The organism is Micromonospora sp. NPDC048905 (assembly GCF_040649655.1).
In the GTDB taxonomy this organism is placed as follows: Bacteria; Actinomycetota; Actinomycetes; order Mycobacteriales; family Micromonosporaceae; genus Micromonospora.
Genome location: NZ_JBEZFV010000004.1, coordinates 618,786 through 635,101 on the forward strand (window position 1 = coordinate 618,786; position 16,316 = coordinate 635,101).

The 16,316-nt window shown below is 68.3% G+C and carries 14 protein-coding genes; 1 reads left to right on the top strand and 13 read right to left on the bottom strand.

The genetic code is table 11. The features are described 5' to 3' along the window. Positions 1 to 13: 13 nt before the first annotated feature. From AB0C01_RS14165 to AB0C01_RS14210, 10 genes are all read right to left on the bottom strand, one after another. On the bottom strand, positions 14 to 775 hold the full coding sequence (locus tag AB0C01_RS14165) for an alpha/beta fold hydrolase (RefSeq protein ID WP_357571307.1): 762 nt from the start codon (positions 773 to 775) through the stop codon (positions 14 to 16). Beyond that, positions 772 to 3,078 (bottom strand): beta-ketoacyl-[acyl-carrier-protein] synthase family protein, encoded by a 2,307-nt coding sequence (locus AB0C01_RS14170; protein WP_357571338.1) that lies wholly within the window; start codon positions 3,076 to 3,078, stop codon positions 772 to 774. The genes AB0C01_RS14165 and AB0C01_RS14170 overlap by 4 nt, the downstream gene beginning before the upstream one ends. Beyond that, the gene (locus AB0C01_RS14175) at positions 3,078 to 4,349 is read right to left on the bottom strand and encodes a beta-ketoacyl synthase N-terminal-like domain-containing protein (RefSeq protein ID WP_357252449.1); all 1,272 of its coding nucleotides are present in this window, start codon (positions 4,347 to 4,349) and stop codon (positions 3,078 to 3,080) included. Before AB0C01_RS14175 ends, AB0C01_RS14170 begins: the two co-directional genes overlap by 1 nt. After that, positions 4,346 to 4,750: a hypothetical protein gene (locus AB0C01_RS14180; RefSeq protein WP_357571308.1), complete on the bottom strand. Its 405-nt coding sequence runs from the start codon at positions 4,748 to 4,750 to the stop codon at positions 4,346 to 4,348. The genes AB0C01_RS14175 and AB0C01_RS14180 overlap by 4 nt, the downstream gene beginning before the upstream one ends. Continuing rightward, on the bottom strand, positions 4,747 to 6,003 hold the full coding sequence (locus AB0C01_RS14185) for a beta-ketoacyl-[acyl-carrier-protein] synthase family protein (protein WP_357252547.1): 1,257 nt from the start codon (positions 6,001 to 6,003) through the stop codon (positions 4,747 to 4,749). The genes AB0C01_RS14180 and AB0C01_RS14185 overlap by 4 nt, the downstream gene beginning before the upstream one ends. Next, the gene (locus AB0C01_RS14190) at positions 6,000 to 6,440 is read right to left on the bottom strand and encodes a hypothetical protein (RefSeq protein WP_357252455.1); all 441 of its coding nucleotides are present in this window, start codon (positions 6,438 to 6,440) and stop codon (positions 6,000 to 6,002) included. Before AB0C01_RS14190 ends, AB0C01_RS14185 begins: the two co-directional genes overlap by 4 nt. 170 nt (positions 6,441 to 6,610) lie before the next feature. Further along, positions 6,611 to 7,381 carry a 3-oxoacyl-ACP reductase family protein gene (locus AB0C01_RS14195; protein WP_357252457.1) on the bottom strand — a complete coding sequence of 257 codons (771 nt, stop codon included), beginning with the start codon at positions 7,379 to 7,381 and terminating at the stop codon, positions 6,611 to 6,613. Further along, the gene (locus AB0C01_RS14200; RefSeq protein WP_357252461.1) at positions 7,378 to 7,884 is read right to left on the bottom strand and encodes an ester cyclase; all 507 of its coding nucleotides are present in this window, start codon (positions 7,882 to 7,884) and stop codon (positions 7,378 to 7,380) included. Before AB0C01_RS14200 ends, AB0C01_RS14195 begins: the two co-directional genes overlap by 4 nt. Further along, positions 7,871 to 9,061 carry an FAD-dependent monooxygenase gene (locus AB0C01_RS14205; protein ID WP_357252464.1) on the bottom strand — a complete coding sequence of 397 codons (1,191 nt, stop codon included), beginning with the start codon at positions 9,059 to 9,061 and terminating at the stop codon, positions 7,871 to 7,873. The genes AB0C01_RS14200 and AB0C01_RS14205 overlap by 14 nt, the downstream gene beginning before the upstream one ends. A gap of 995 nt (positions 9,062 to 10,056) precedes the next feature. Continuing rightward, complete coding sequence (locus AB0C01_RS14210; protein WP_357252467.1) at positions 10,057 to 11,619, bottom strand: DHA2 family efflux MFS transporter permease subunit; 1,563 nt, start codon at positions 11,617 to 11,619, stop codon at positions 10,057 to 10,059. Between the two features lie 130 nt (positions 11,620 to 11,749). Between AB0C01_RS14210 and AB0C01_RS14215 the strand changes: the two genes are divergently transcribed. Then, positions 11,750 to 12,343 (top strand): TetR/AcrR family transcriptional regulator, encoded by a 594-nt coding sequence (locus tag AB0C01_RS14215; RefSeq protein WP_357252470.1) that lies wholly within the window; start codon positions 11,750 to 11,752, stop codon positions 12,341 to 12,343. Between the two features lie 233 nt (positions 12,344 to 12,576). Here the strand turns inward: AB0C01_RS14215 and AB0C01_RS14220 are convergent, their stop codons facing one another. From AB0C01_RS14220 to fabD, 3 genes are read right to left on the bottom strand one after another with little or no spacing between them, the layout of a single operon-like run. After that, a complete protein-coding gene (locus tag AB0C01_RS14220; protein WP_357571309.1) occupies positions 12,577 to 14,163 on the bottom strand; it encodes an NAD(P)/FAD-dependent oxidoreductase in 1,587 nt (528 codons plus the stop codon). Then, positions 14,106 to 15,209 carry a hypothetical protein gene (locus AB0C01_RS14225; protein WP_357252473.1) on the bottom strand — a complete coding sequence of 368 codons (1,104 nt, stop codon included), beginning with the start codon at positions 15,207 to 15,209 and terminating at the stop codon, positions 14,106 to 14,108. The genes AB0C01_RS14220 and AB0C01_RS14225 overlap by 58 nt, the downstream gene beginning before the upstream one ends. 10 nt (positions 15,210 to 15,219) lie before the next feature. Then, on the bottom strand, positions 15,220 to 16,197 hold the full coding sequence (gene fabD / locus AB0C01_RS14230; protein ID WP_357252475.1) for an ACP S-malonyltransferase: 978 nt from the start codon (positions 16,195 to 16,197) through the stop codon (positions 15,220 to 15,222). Positions 16,198 to 16,316: the final 119 nt, after the last annotated feature.

Here is a 16,316-nt window from a genome sequence, read left to right on the forward strand (position 1 = left end):
AGGGCGGGCATGATCAGCTCCTGATCGACTGGTTGGGCCGATGGAATTCACGGAAAGTGTCGGCGACTCGGGCAGAGTCCTCGATGTGCAGGCCGTGCCCGACGCCGTCGAGGCGGATGTGGCGGACGTCGGCGAGCAGCTTGGTCGCCCGCCGGACGTCGTTGTCGGACATGAACCCGCCACAAGCGGGATCGGCCTGTATCAGCAGGGTCGGGCAGCGTACCCGCGCCAGCAGTTCGTCCGGGTGGTAGTCGCGGGTCATCCGCCTGTCGTGATACTGGTTGAGCACCTCGGTATCGAACTGGTGCAACGATGTCGCCAGCGATCGCAAGGCCAGCGGCAGCCCGGCCAGCCAGGCCGTCCTCACCTCATGCGGGATGTCGTCCGGATAGATGCCGGAGTCAGCGATGACCAGCGACCGCACCAGGTCCGCTCGGCGGGCGGCGACGGTCAGCGCGATCCAGCCGCCCAGCGAATGCCCGAACAGGTGCACCGGTGCGCCGACCACTTTGTCGGCGAAGTCGATGATGTCGGAGGCGAAGCCGTCGATGCCGTAGTCGGGTGCCCGGTCCGAAACGCCGTGGCCGCGCAAGTCGGGGGCGTACTGGTGGTAGCCGGCCTGCAGTGCGAGCATCAGCGGTCGGTACACCTGCCAGCGGGCCGCGGCACCGTGCACCAGTAGCAGTGGCGGACCGCTACCCGGCAGGATGCCGTAACCCAGTCGCCGGCCACCGATTTCGACCTCGCGGGTAAGCGGTCGCGCCTTACCGGTCAACGCACCGGCCCAAGGACAAGACCGATGTGAGTGCCACCTAGCGAGCTGCTCACAACCAGTGCCGGACCATCCATCTCACCGGCGGTCGCCACGGCCAACGCCAGCGGGGCGCCGGCACCGATCGGCTCGCCGAACAACCGTTTCGGCGCGATCCTCGGCGGTGCGGCAGAACCCTCGAAGAGCCGCGCCAAGGCCAGGTTCTCGGGATCGTCTACGTCCGGCAAACCGATCGTGTTGGTCCACACGGCGGTGACGTCTGACGGTCGCAGCCCGGCCCGCTCCAACGCATCCCGCAGCGCTCGCTCGATGCCGTGCCCGTCGCGATCCCAGCGGCCGACCCCCCTACCGTCCGACGCGATTCCGTAGCCCAGCAGTTCGGCTCGCGGACTCGCGCCACGGGCGGCTGCCGCACTCGCCCGCTCGAGCAGCACGGCGATACCGGCCTCGGCCAGGCCGAATCCGTCGGTGGTGAGTGGCCCGATCTCGCCGTAGGCGTCGATCACGGTGTCGGTGAGGGTATCCGCGGCGATCGCCAGCATGCCGTCAGCCTCGTCGCGGGACAGGATGTCGAAGGCATAGGCCAACGCGCCCGCACCGGCCGCGTGCCCGGCGGTGACTGTGGTGGTCGGGCCGACCGCGCCGACGTGCATGCTCACCTGCCCGGTCGCGGCGTTGTAGACAGTGTTCGGGAACAGGGCGGGGTTGGCCGCGCGGGGGCCGCTCTCGAACAACGGGCGTGCGAATGCCTCGATGGTTTCCATCGGGCCGATTCCGGTGCCCAGGACGGTGCCGACGCGGGTCCGGTTGCCGTCATCCAGGGTGAGGCCCGCGTCCTGTAGGGCCAACCGAGAGGCGACGACGCTGAAGATGCCGAGCCGGTCCATCCGACGACGCGCCTTGGTCGTCAGGTACTCGCCGACGTCGAGCGGGACACGACCGACTCGGGCGCCGGACTCGTCGGTGGTGCATCGGCGGTCGTTCGCGAAGGCTTCGCGCAGCACCTCGGTACCCACTCCAGCCGAGGAGAGGACGCCGACGCCGGTGATCACGATGCGGTCGGCGGTCGGGGTAGCGGGCGGGGACGCGTCGCGGGTCAGCACCAGGGAGGCGTTGGCACCACCAAAGGCGAAGTTGTTCGACATGGCGACGCCGATGTCGAGACGGCGGGCGACATTCGGCGTGTAGTCCAGATCGCAGTCCGGATCACCGGCGGTGAAGCTCGCGGTGGGTGGGGCCAGTTGTTCCTCGATCGCCTTCACGGTCACGATCGCCTCGACTGCCCCTGCCGCGCCCAGCAGGTGACCGATCATCGATTTGGTGCTGCTGACCGCTACCGACCGGCTGGCATCGCCGAGACCGACCTTCATCGCCATGGTTTCGGCCGGGTCGTTCTTGGCGGTGCCGGTGCCATGGCTGTTGACGTAGACCACGTCCTCGGCCGCGCGGCCCGAAGACCGTAGCGCGGCCTGGATGGCCCGCGCGGCGCCGGTGCCGTCCGGACGCGGCGCGGTGGCGTGATAGCCGTCGGCCGAGAGCCCGAGCCCGGCCACCTCGGCCAGGATCGGACGGCCCAGTTCGCGGGCCAGGTCGGCGCGCACCAGCACCAGCATGCCGCTGCCCTCACCTAGCGACAGCCCTTGCCGGTCTTTGGAGTACGGCGCCGCGGGCACGGGGGACAGCGACTCCAGCGAGTTGAATCCGGCGACCAGCACATCCGACAGCGCGTCGGTGCCGCCGGCGAGCACGGCGTCGGCGCGGCCGGAGCGGATCAGATCGGCGGCGTAGCCGATGGCGTTCGCGCCCGCCGCGCAGGCGGTGTTCACCGACAGCACAGGACCGCGCACGCCGAACGCGCCGGCCAGTGCCTCCGCGATGGCCTGCGGTGGGGTGAACAGCAGCACCCGCGGATCGACGGGCTCGCCGCGCTCGCGTGCCAAGTACCAGTGCCGGGCGCTGAGCAGTCCGGCGTTGCAGGTGCCGAGCACCACGCCCCAGCGCTCGGCCGGGACGGCGTCGTTGCCCAGTCCTACCGACCCCATCGCCTCCTCGGCCGCGATGAGTGCGAAATCAAGTGCGCGGTCGGTGAATTCGGTCGGATAGCCCACGTCGTGCTTAGGGGAGTGGCCGGCCACGACCTCACCGGCCAAGCGGGTGCGGTACCCGTCCATCGACATGTGCTCGACCGGGCGGATCGCGACCTGGCCCTGGCTGGCGCCGAGCCACAGATCCTCGGCGGTCGGTCCTTGGGAGGTGATGGCGCCGACGCCGACGACGACGACGCGGCCCTGGCTGGGGGTGTTCATCACTGCGGTGTCCTTCCTGTGTATGTCCGGAGGACGAGTGCGACATGCTGGCCGGCGAACCCGCGGGTCAGTGCAAGGGCGTAGCCCACTGACTGCTCGCGGGCTACATCGACGACCCAGTTCGGTCCTGCGCACGCGGGGTCCGGGTCGGTCATGTTGAGCAATGGCGGTACCACGCCGTGCCGAGTGGCCAATGCGGCGACCGCGATGTTGAGCGCGCCCGCGCCAGCGACCAGATACCCGGTCGCCGCCGTGACCGCGGTCGCCGACAGTCGCGGCAACGCGTCGCCGAGGACCGAACGCAGCGCCGCGATTTCGGCAATATCACCTGACGGTGAGGCGGCGCCCTCGGTGACGACCAAGCTGAGTGCGTCCGGCTCGATACCGGCTTCGGCGAGCGCCGACTCGATAGCCCCGACCACTCCCGCTGCGCCCTCCGGATCGAAACCGCGCCCAAACCCGGCGATCTCGGCGTACACCGAGGCACCACGGTTGGCGGCGGATTCGGCGTCCTCGAGTACCAAGAATGCGGCGCCCTCACCCGGTACGAATCCGTCTCGGTTGCGGTCGTAGGGCCGTATCGCTCCTGCACCCAGATCGTTTCGGGTGGTGAGCACACCCATCGGGTCCAGTTTCGTCATGCTCCACCAGGAGGTGGGATCGTCGAAGCCGCCTGCGACGGCCACGGCCGCTTCACCGCGCAGCACGGCCCGGTAGGCCCGACCGATCGCGGTGGCGCCGGCCTCGCCGGTGCCAGCGAAATACGTGTTGGTACCGCGCAATCCGTGCGCCTGCGAGATATAGAACAGCGCCGCCGCCTGCAGGCCCTCGACGTAGAACAGTGGATAGAACCGTGCCGCGCCCTCGGTGCCCATCCGCGCCAGGTCGGCGGTGCCGTCCGGGTTGCGAGCCAGCAGCACCGCGTCGAGCACCTTGGCCGGTTCGGAGATCTCCTTGTTGCCACCGAGGAACAACCCTGTGCGATCCGGATCGTCGATAGTCACCCCGGCGTCGGCGAGCGCCAAAGCCGCACCCGCAACGCCGAATTGGTCGTTGCGTGTCATGTTCCGCAGCACCCGCCGGTTCACCGCGAACGGTGCCGGATCGAAGTCGATGACCTCGGCCCCGAGTCGCGACTGTAGCGAGCTCGCGTCAAACCCGCGCAGGGCCCCGACCGCACTCTTACCGTCCAGCAACGCATGCCACGTCTGTGCTGTGCCGACACCGAGCCCGGTGACCAGTCCGACGCCGGTCACGACCACCCGCTTCATCGCGCACCGCCGACATCGCTCTGCGAAAGAACAAGACGAGCAACGGTTGTCACCCGCTTGCCGTCCACCAGCACGCGTGCCGAGCAGGCGCCGAGTTCGATCAGATCGACCCTCAATTCCATGCGGTCGCCCGGCCGTACGAAGTGGCGATAGCGCACGTTGTGGGCTGCGGCCAACTGCCAGGTGCCATCGAAGGTCTCGGTCATCAGCAACCCCGCCAGCTCGGCCAGGGACCCGAGGATCAGCACGCCCGGTAGTACCGGAAAAAGCGGGAAGTGGCTGTCGAAGATGTCGAGGGTGCTGGGCACATTACGCACCGCTGTCGCGGCACGGCTCGGCTCGAGGGTGACGATCCGGTCCAACCCGACCAGCGTCGGAGCTGGTGCCGTGGTGGCGATCATGGGGTCTCCCTCCGCAGGATCAGGCAGGCGTTGGTGCCGCCGAACGCGAATGCGTTGACCATGACGGCATCGGTTTCCACCGGTTTGGCGACGCCGGCGACATAGTCGAGGTTCAGCGCGGGATCCGGGCGGTCGAGGTTGATGGTCGGCGGCGCGTATCCGGTGCGCAGCACGCCCAACGCCCCCAGCAGGCCCGCGGCGGCGGCTGCCGCGGTGATGTGGCCGATCATGGATTTCACCGAGCTGATGGCGACCCGGTCGGCGTGCTCGCCGAACACGTCCTTGATTGCCCTCGTCTCGCAGATGTCGTTGCCGGGTGTCGAAGTGCCGTGCGCGGCGATGTATCCGATGTCGGACGGTTGCAGCCCTGCGTCGTCCAGCGCGTGTGCCATCGCAAGGCTGACGCCGCCGCCGTCCGGTGGTGGATCGGTCATCCGGTAGGCGTTCATCGTGGCCGCGTATCCGACGATCTCGGCGTGTATGTGGGCACCGCGTTGCCGCGCGGATTCCAGATCCTCGAGCACGAACATCACCGCGCCCTCGCCGAGCACGAAGCCCGACCGATCGGCGCTGAACGGTCGCGACGCCCGCTCGGGCTCGTCGGCGTGCTCGGTGGTGAGCGCACCGAGCAGCGAGAAACCGAGCACATCCAGCCAGGAGATGAGCGAGTCGTATCCCCCAGCCACCATCATCCGGGCCTCCCCCTCCTGGATCAGCCGGTACGCCTCGCCGAGGGCGTGACCGGAGGCGGTACAGGCGGTCGAGACTCCGACCATGGGTCCGGCACACCCACCGGCCCGGGCAATGGCGGCGGCCGGGGTGTTCTGATCGCGTTCGAGCACATGCTCGACCGGCTGCTGGTACAGCGGCAGCGACTCCCGTAGTCGGTGAAAGATCTCCGCCATCTCGGCCAGCGACGGCCGTCCGGCGGTGGCGCCGACGCTCACGCCGCGCTCGCCCGGCCGGTAATCGCCTCCGCCCGACAGTCCTGCATCGGCGAGGGCTTCCAGGGCGGCGGCGACTCCGAAGGCGCCCGGGCGCGACAGGTTGCGCCGTAGCGCGGCATCCGGGATGGCGACTTCCGCATCGAAGTTCTTCACCATGCCGGCGATCCGGACGGCGAAGGTCGACACGTCGAAGGAGGTGATGGGACCGACGCCAGATCGCCCGGCCCGCAGGGCACTCCAGGTGGCGTCGGCGTCGTTACCGACTGGCGTCACCGCACCAATACCGGTAATGGCTACGCGTCTCATGCCCGCACCAGCCCTTCGAGCAGACGGCCGCTGTGCGCGTCGTCCTGCAGATCGCCCGCGTCGATGAGGGCACACATGATGTCGGTGGCGCGCATCAACACGCTGCCGTCGACCTGCGCCGTGCCCGAGAACACGGCCATCTCGTCCGACATCGTCTCCACGGTGCCCTCGAGAACCACCACGTCCCCCGGCCGGGCGACGCCGGTGAACTCGACGCCGCCGATCTGCAGCAGCGCGGCTCGTTTACGACGCTCGGTGGACAGCATGATCAGCCATGTGCCGGCCTGACACAGCGCCTCGAGTACGAGCGCGGATTCGAGGACCGGACCGTCCGCGGACTCGCGCAGGCCCGACTCCGCGGCCGAGACGAGTTTGCGGCCGCGAACACGGCTGCGGGGCTCGTACTCGTCGATCCGGTCGATCAGGTGGAATCGCACGGCACTCAGGCGGTTACGGCCGCGCGGGACTCGACCAGCGTGACCAAGCCGAGCTCGTCGGGCAGGGCCGCCGCGTCCTCGGCGACGGCGGTACGGACCTGGGGGAACAGGGTGTCGTTCATTACGACGTTCCTTCTCTCCAATTGGGCGATCAGAATCGGTGGCGGGCCTTACCACTCGGGACGGCCGAGGCCGAGCTGAGCGCTGGCACCGCCGTCTACGGCGATCGTGGCGCCGGTGGTGTAGGCCGAATCGGGGCTGGCCAGGTGGACGACCATGGCGGCGATGTGCTCAAGCCGGGCGAAGTCGCGCATCGGGATCTGCTTCTTGATGCCCTTGCCGCCCTTGTCGACCAGTTCCGCCACGAGATCGGTCGGGGTAAAGCCGGGCAGCACCGCGTTGACGCGGATGCCGAAGCGGGCCAGTTCGACTGCGGCGCATCGGGTGAACGCGTTGACCGCACCCTTGGACGCGGAGTAGTTGGCCTGCCCGGTCCAGCCGCGCTCGCCCATCACCGAGGAGATGTTGACGATCGCGCCCTCCCGCTGAACCATGAAGTGGTCCAGCACCGCCTTGGTGCCGTTGAAGACGCCGCCAAAGTTGACGTCCATCACCGATCGCCAGTCGTCGGCCGTCATGTGGTAAATGAGCTTGTCGTGGGCTATGCCGGCGTTGTTCACCAATATGTGCAGGCCGCCCAGTTCCGAAACCGCCTGTGTGGCCATCGCTTTGGCTGCGTTCGGGTCCGCGACGTCGCCGCCGATGGCGATCGCTCGGCGCCCGCTCGACTCGATCTCGGCGACGAGATCCTTGGCCGCGGCTTCACTCGAGCGGTAGTTCACGGCCACGTCGGCCCCCTCGGCGGCCAAGGCGAGCGAAATCGCGCGGCCGATACCGCGGGCACCGCCGGTGACGAGCGCCACCTTGCCGCTCAGGTTCATCGCGTGCGCACCATGCGGTCACGGGTACGGATGCCGAAGGCGAGGAGGCTCCCGACCGGCCGCGGCAGTTCGGATTTCGGGACCATGCCCAGTTCGCGGCCCACACCGAGCTGGTCGGCCTCCTGCCAGCCTTCGATGATCTTGCCGTCCTTCATCCGCACCATGCTCATGGCGTGCAGGGTCACGACGCGGTTCGTGGCGGGCAGGCCGTTGAAGATCCCCGCGTGGGTTCCGGTGGCACTCCACACGACCGCCACCAGGTCGTGCTCGGCCACGAGGTGCTGCAGGTCCATCACGAAGTCGGGTATGCCGGTACGGATGTCATTCATCGCCGCACGCAGGCCCTCGCGGCCCTTCGGGTACTTGCCGTCGCGGACCATGTCGTGGAAGACCACGTTCTCGTCGACGACTTCCTCAGCCACGCTCCAGTCGCCCTCGTTCCATGCCTTCTGGAGGTAGTGCTTAATGATTGCCTTGTTCTTTTCCGCTTCATCTGACGGCATGCGACAACTCCATATCGAGTGCGGAATGACTGCGGGCGTCCAGTGCGAGCAAAGTGGGGGTGATCCGGGCACCGATCGTGCGCAGGATCAGGTGGTTCATTTGCGGGCCGAACGGTCCGCGCCACCCGGTTGCCTCGCCGATGCGCCGCGAGGCGAGCGCCAGCGGCACAGTCACCGCACGGCGGGCCCGCTCGTAGTCGCGCAGCGCGGCGATGGGGGCGCCGCGCCGGGACAGATGGTGAGCCAGCGTGACCCCGTCGGTGAGCGAGGTGCCGGCGCCCTGACCCAGATCGAAGGTCATGGCGTGGGCGGCGTCGCCGAGCAGGGTAATCCGGCCGCGGCCCCACCGCCTCAAGGGTGGGCGGTCGACGGTGTCACGGCGGTGCACGGACTCCGGCGCAGTCGCTGCGAGCAGGTCGCCGACGATCGGATGCCAACCACGGTAGGCCGTTTCGAGCGCGCGAAGCTCTCCGAGGTGGTCGCCGTCCGAGCCTGCGGGAGCGTTGCGGGTGCACCACCAGTTGACCCGTCCGTCACCGAGATGAAAGAACGCGAACCGGGCCGCGTTGCCGTGCATAATCCGGAAAACGTGTTGGGGCGCGCCGCAATCGGTCTCGGCGATCCCGGACCAGTGCGCGTAGCCAGGGTGCCGGGCCGGGCTCAGGCCGTGCAGGTGCGCGCGGACCCTCGAATGCAGCCCGTCGGCGCCGATCAGCACCTGGCCGGTTTCGACCCGGCCGTTGGTGAAGATCGCGTCGACACCGGCAGCGGTCTCGCGGAACTCCCGCAGCGTCGAGTTCAACTGCAAGGCTTCGGATCCGAGTTCGGCATGCAGGATGTCGACCACGTCGGCCCGGCGGATCGCCAGCGGGCGAAGGCCCGGCTCGACGGAGCGCGAGTCCATGTCGACGCGGTACAGCAGGCGGCCGCGTTCGTCGCACATCTCGAACCGGTCCACCCGATGGCCCGCCGCGCGCACCTTGTCGGCCACGCCGAGTCGCCGCAGTGACTGCATGCCCGCGTACCAAAGCACATAGCAGCCGCCGTAGCGGGTGCCGCGTTGACTGCGTGCCTCGTAGACGACGGCGTCGAGGCCGGCCTGCCGCAGCGCGAGTGCGGCTGCGGCGCCGCCGATACCGCCACCGATAATGAGAATGGGTCTTTTGGACGTGAGCATGTGCCCCCCGGAGAATTCACCGGGCCATCGGAATCGCATGGCACGGCAGAAATGTTGGCGCCTGCTGCGCCGTTCACCTTGCCCGCAGTGAGTATCGCAGCGAGTTCAGGTTTCTGCACTTGTTGGTCGAGTTCACCGCGACCCCACGAACACGACCCAGCTTGGCAAGAAAGGACGCACAGTTGACTGGATAGGCCGTGGGTTGGCGCGGTATCTGTTGTGGAGGTTTGTCAGTTGACGGATCGTGCTTGCCTAGTCGTCGCCGATGCCCCTCGTTTGAGGAGTTGGTGGCGCGTGCACCCCACGTCGCCGGGATCGGGGTGCATCTCAGGAGCACCTGCTTCGATCGGCCCTCATGCTCGGCGCGACAGTCGCCGTCTAGCGGACAGGCGAACCGCAACGCAGGCACCACGCCTTGCTCGTATGGCTGCGGGCCCGCCGAGACGACCACCTACGCGTCGCCAGCGGCGCCGCGGTGTCCCTCGACGACGGTCGTCGCCGGGCAGGGCAGGTGCCTGCCGACGTGCCCATGTACCAGGGAGGCGGCGTCTGTCCGGTCAGGGCACGCACAATGGAATAGCCGCAGCCCGTCGGGGCTGCGGCAGTATTCCGTTCAGGCTACCGGCCGCCCCTGTTCGGTCAGTCGTTCTGCGGCGGTCCCTCGGGCTCCAGCTCCGCCCCGTCACCGACCACATCCGACAGGTCCGGGCACCTCGCTTCGGACACCACCTTCCACGCAAGCAGGCGGATGCGAATTCAATTGGTGTTGGCCTGGCGTAGATCATGGCTCGCTCGTCGCCGGCGCCCGATCTCGTCGTACTCCTCCTCGGGTTCGCGGGATGCCAGAATCCGCTGCCGCAGGGTTACCGGTTGCACGTTCCACCTTGGGGCCGATCGCTCGGGTGGTGGCGCGGGCCGAGGGAGAGTTGTCCAGACTCGGTTGCACGACCGGTCCGCCTTCGGATTTCGGCCGGGCTATCGCTGGGACCCGGGCCTCACCGCCTCAGGCCCGGCATGAGCAGCGCGACCACCCCTGCCGCAGCGGCGGTCGCGATCGCCGCCGCCAGTGAACCGGCGTGCAACGCCGACATGAACGCGTCCCGGGTCGTCTGCAGCGCCTGTTCCGCCACCTGGGGGGGCAGTTGCTGAACCACTCCCACCGCCGCCACCAGCGACTCCGATGCCGGTTCCGACGGCAACCCAAGTGTGGCGAATCCACTGGTAATCCGGTCACCGTAGACCTGGTTCATCACCGAGCCGATCACCGCGATGCCCAGCGCCGCGCCGATCTGGCGGGTGGTGTCGTTGACCGCGGACCCGGCGCCGAGGCGGTTCGCCGACAGCACGCTCATGATCGTGTCCGTGGCGGGAGCAGTCCCCCAGGCGAGCCCAGCGGCCATCAGCACCATCGAACCGACCACCGGCCCCCAGTAGTTGGACTCGGCGGTGAGCTGCATGGCCACCACGAAACCCGCGCTCAGCGACAGCATGCCGAGCGAGATCACGAGCCGGGGTCCGATCCGGACGGTCAGCGCCATACTCAATGGCGCCATTACGCCCATGACCGCCGCGAACGGCAGGATGGCCAGGCCGGCCTTCAAGGTGTCGTAGCCGCGGATCACCTGGAAGTACTGGGTGATCAGGAAGACGAAACCGAGCAGCCCGAGGAAGGCCATCATGATCGCGACGCACGCCGCCGTCACCCGCCGGTCGCGGAACATACTCACATCGAGCAGCGGTTCGACAGTGCGCGCTTCCCACCAGGCGAACAGCGCGAGAAGCACGGCAGCACCGGCGAATCCGCCCAACGTCACCGCCGACAGCCAGCCGTCACTCGGGCCTTCGATCACCGTACGCACCAGCAGCCCGACACCGGCCATGGACAGCAAAGCGCCGAGTACGTCGAACCGACCGGTCGACTCGGCACGCGACCTGGGCAGCAGCAGGAGCCCGCCGACCAGCGCCACTGCGATCAGCGGCAGGTTCACCAGGAACACCGACTGCCATGAGAAGTGCCGAAGCAGCAGACCACCCGCGACCGGGCCGACGGCGGCCCCCAGGCCGGAGACCGCCGACCAGATGCCAATGGCGATGGCTCGCTCCTTGCGATCGGTAAAGATCGCCGACAGCAGCGCCAGCGTTGCCGGATAGACGAATGCGGCCGCCACGCCCATCGCTGCCTGGGCGGCGATCAGCTGGCCGGTGCTGGTGGCGTTCGCCGCCGCCAGGGAGGAGGCCGCGAAGAGCACCAGGCCAACGTGCAGCGTGCGTTTGCGGCCGAATCGGTCGCCGAGACCGCCGCCGGTGAGCAGCATGACCGCGAACACCAGGGTGTAGGCGTTGACGATCCACTGCATTGAGGTGGTGGAAGCACCCAGGTCCCGCCCCAGCGTTGGCAGGGCGACGTTGACCACGGTGCTGTTGATCACCGCCAGCATCACGCTCACACACACGACCGCCAGCGCCAGCCAGCGGCGTGCGCCGGTGGGTGTGGCCGGGTCGGGAGTACCCAGAGTCTGCTCAGAGGTATCAGCCCGCTCGAAAGTGGGTGTGGACACGGCATGCCTCCTGTGGAACAGACTGCGGTATCTGTGTAACGTTGTTCTACAGCATCGTCATCGGGCCGTCAACCAGGTCCAAGCGGCTAAGGTGACAGTCCGGCAGCGCGAACCGAGGAGACCGAAACAGATGGCTGGTCGCACCCGCACGCCGAGCAAGGACGTCGAGCGTGCCCTCGTCGACGCCGCCGAGGCGGTCCTGATCCGCGACGGCTTGGCCGGGGTCACTGTGCGGGCGGTCGCCGCCGAGGCAGGGGTGGCGCTGATGGGCGTCTACAACCGGTTCGGCGGCAAGGACGGCCTGGAGTCGGAACTGCTGATCCGTGGCTTCGAACGGCTGCGGGCCGAGGTCGCCGCTCCGGCCGACGCCGACCCGATCGTCCGGTTGCGAGCGGCCTCCGCAGGTTACCGCGCGTTCGCTACCAAGCACCCGCAGCACTACCTGATCATGTTCCACGCCTCGGCTGGCAGGCACTTCACCAATAAAGCGGTGCAGGAAAGCGCCAGCCGGGCGTTCGGGGAGCTGGTCTCGCACATCCGTTACGCCATGGCCCGCGGCGCGATCACCGAGAGCGATACCGTCGAGCTCGCCCAGCAGGTCTGGGCGGCGCTACACGGCGCGGTCTCGCTGGAACTCAACGGCGCCCTGCGCTCCCCCGACCTGGCGAGCAGCTACACCAGGCTGGTGGACCTGATCATCCGCGGACTGCAGGCACACCGCTAGTTCCGTCTCAGCTTTGATTAGACGCTGTGGAACACGCCCCGGCGGACCATCTTGTCGGTCAGAGCGGCGAACCAACGACCATGAGACAGAACACTAGTCGGCAACGACATGCGGCGATCCAGCGAAACCCGGTGCAGCCGCGTGATATCCGGGCCCGGTGATCCGAAGGACCGCCGCATCGGCTCGACGACCAACGTCGCTGTCTCAGCCCATCGGCGTGATCGCTCCTACAGCTACTGGCGCGCCCCAGTCAGTAGCTCGTTGACGAACGACGGGCCGCCGAAATCCGGTATCGCCGTGGGGTGTTCGAGGTCGGCAGCCACCATGGCCGCCGTGGCTCGACCCGAGGTGAGGGTCCGCAGCGAGGAGGTGCCCTCCTCGGCCCATTGGCCGGACAGATACAGGCCCGGCAGCGAGGTGCGGTGCGGCAGCCGTTTGCTGGCGGTCTGCGCGGGGGTGTTCTCCCAGCCGTAGGCGGTTCCGCCAGCGCTGCGGCTGTAGCGGAAGAGCGTGTCGGGGGTGGCCATGTCGACGATCTCGAAGGCGTCGCGCCAGCCGGGCACACCCGCCTCGACCGTGGACAGCAGGGCGTCGGCGTGCGCGTCCCGGATCGCGCGCCAGCTACCGTCGGCGCCGGCTCGGACCAGGCTGGTGACCACACCCAGGTGCCCGCCTCCTGGTGCCAGTTCCGGGTCGGCCAGGGTCGGCACGGTCACCCAAATGCCACCGGGCCGGGCCGCCTGCACGTCAGCCCAGATGGCGTCATGGTCCCATGATCCGAACACGAAGTTCTCGTGTGCCAGGCCCAGTTCCGCCGGATCGGCGTGCAGCACGCCGTAGAGCACGAATGCCGAGGGCGCCAGGCGATACCGGTCAACTCTGCGCCGCAGCGCGGTCGGTAGGAGGTCCCAGCCGACCAGTTCGCCGAACGTCTGCCGCGCGTCGGCGTTCGAGACCACCGCGCGAGCGTGCAGCACGGTCCCGCCCGCCGTCTCGACGCCTACGGCGCGACCGTCCTCGACCAGGATGCGCCGCACCTCGTCGCCCAGCAGCAGCTCGCCGCCGTTGTCGCGGACCGCGGCGGCCAGGGCGTCGACCAGGGTCCCGAAACCTCCGCGCGGGTAGAAGGTTCCGTGATGCAGGGTCTCCAGCATCTGGTTGAACAGTGGGAACGACATCCGCGACGGCGGCGAGCCGATGTAGGGCCAGATGCTGCCTATCGCCGCCGCACACTGCGGGTCGTCCAGAAACTCGTCCAGCACCTCGGTCAAGGTCGACAGCCGATAGCGGAAGACCAGGGGTGCCGCCGCCATTGCGGCATCGAGTCCACCTGGGCCGACATGCTGCGGCAGCGCAGCGAACTGGGTGAACATCTCGCGGCGCAGTTCGAACAGCCGCGCCAATCCGTCGGCCTGTCGCGGGAACAACCGTTGATGCAGCTCGAGGAACGCCAGCCGGCCAGGCGGCGCATCGACAGTCAGGCTCGGGAACCGCGCCTGATACGTCTGCGGTAACTCGCGGAACTCGACGCGATCAGCGACATTCAGGTGGTCCAGCACCCCGGGAATGAACCCGGCGGGACCGGCATCCAGGGTGAAGTGAATGGCCGGGTCGAACAAGTGGGGACCTCGGCGGAAGGGCTGCGCATAGCCACCGGGCGCCGCGTTGCGCTCGACCACCGCGACTCGCAGACCGGCGCGCGCCAGCAGCGCCCCGGCCGACAGCCCGCCCAGGCCGCTGCCGATGACGACAACATCAAACATCAGACGGACTCGTTGCTCTGCGTAGCGGGGGTGGGGGTGGGGGCGGTCCAGTCGCACACGATCCCCCCGTACATCCATTTCGTCGCTTCGACGCCGATGATGGCGACGCGCTGCCCCGGCTGGATCATGCCGTTGCGCCACGCGTTGTCGAGGAACAGCGGCACCGCCGCGCAGCCGCAGGCGCCGGTCATCGCCAAATTGTCGAAGATGCGGCCCTCCAGGGCCTCCCAGTCCGCGGTCTTTACACCGGCGTCGCGCATCGAATCGAGCATCCAGCCGGCATTGCCCTCGGGGATCAGGCACCAGTCGGCGTCGGCCGCGGCCAGTTGGCCGGCCTCGAGCGTGTGCGACAGCGCCTCGGACACCATCACCGGCGTGAAGTCCCCGGCGCCGACCACATCGACCCTGAGGTCCACCAGCTTCTTCGACCGCTGCTGCTGCAGCAGCGGCGCATGGGTGCCACCACCGATGGCCCAGATGCCCGGCTTGCGCAGGCCACCGATGGCCCTGGTGGCACCACGGCGCAGTCCGCCGTGCTCTCCCGCGCGCACCACGATCGCCCCTGCCCCATCACCGAACATGTAGAGCGGGATTCGGTCGCGCATCCGGATTCTGTCCGGCTCGGTCTCCAGGAATACCGGCGCGATGGCGGGCGAGATGGCCTCCACCCCGATGACCAACGCGGTGGTGGCATTTCCCTGTTCGATCCAGAGCCGCGCGATGTCCAATGCCTGCGCGGCACCCGCGCCACCGGAGCGGATCTCCAGTGTGGCACAGGACTCAAGACCGAGCTTTTCCTGCACGAGGTTGACCGACGGCGGCAGCGTGTAGTCCGGGGTCCCGGTCGCCAGGATCATCAGATCCACCTCGGCCGGCTCGACCTCGGCGGCGGCCAACGCCGCCACCGCAGCCTTGTACGCCATCCCGGAGTTGCTGTCGAGGTGCTCGCCGGTCCGAGGATCGATCATCCAGAAGCGCTGCTCGATGGTCAGCCCGTTCAGCACGTCGTCCGGCAGCGGGCCAACGAGCTTTTCGATGGTGGCGTTGTCGATCGGGTCACCGGGCTGGTATCCGCCGGTGCCGATGATCTGGGCGGTGCGCATGGGAGTCCTTTCAGACGGTGCGAGGCAGAACGCTGGCGTCGAGCAGAGCGGCAATGCGGCGCGCATCGGAGGCGGAATGGCAGTCCAGGTCGGGGTACGTGCGCCGGCAGATGCCCGTCAGCACCCGGCCGGGCCCGACCTCGGCGAACGTGGTGACGCCGGAATCGACGAGAGTGGTCAGGCTGTCCGTCCAGCGGACCGGCCCGGCCAACTGCCGGCGCAGCGAGTCACGCGCCTCGGTGCCGGTGGTGACGAATCCGCCGGTGGCGTTGGCCACCACCGGAATACGAGGATCGCGGAAGTCGACGGTGGCCAGCTCGGTGGCGAACTTCTCCTCCACCGGTGCCATCAGTGAGCAATGGAACGGCGCACCGACCCCGATCTTCATGATCTTTCCGTCGGGGGGAAGCTCGGCCGTGGCCCGGCGCAGAAATTCCGCGACCGCCTCGGTCCTTCCAGACACGACGGTCTGCGTCGGCTCGTTGTAGTTGGCCACCTCGACCACCACACCGGAGGCTGCGGAGGCTTCCGCGCACAACCGCTCGACCACCGATGCGGTCAATCCCAGCGCGACCGCCATCGTGCCTGGGGTGGTCTCGTTGACCGCGGCCATGAGCTCGCCGCGGTGGCGGACCAGTCGCAGCGCGTCGGTCCACTCCAGTACACCAGCCGCGACCAACGCGGTGTACTCCCCCAGGCTGTGTCCGGCGACGGCCACCGGTTCGGGCATTCGCTCGGTGAGCACACGATATGCCGCGTAACTCGCCACGAATATCGCAGGCTGCGTGATCTCGGTACGGCGCAGCCGATCCTCGGGCCCGGTCCAGGCTATTTCCGAGAGCGGGAAGCCCAGCAGCTCGTCTGCGGTTTCGAAGATTTCCGCGACGAGATCGGGACGTTGTACGTAGAGGTCTCTCCCCATACCGACACGCTGGGAACCTTGACCTGGGAACAGAAAACACCAACGGCGTTGCACGTCATTGTTCATCAGTCCGACCTAACGCGCGCAGACGAGTACTTCATATAAGGGAACAGCGGTCATCCGACCTATCGCGGGGCGCCAGTAGAACATCGCTACACAACGACTGTCAATGCGGCGGTCGACCG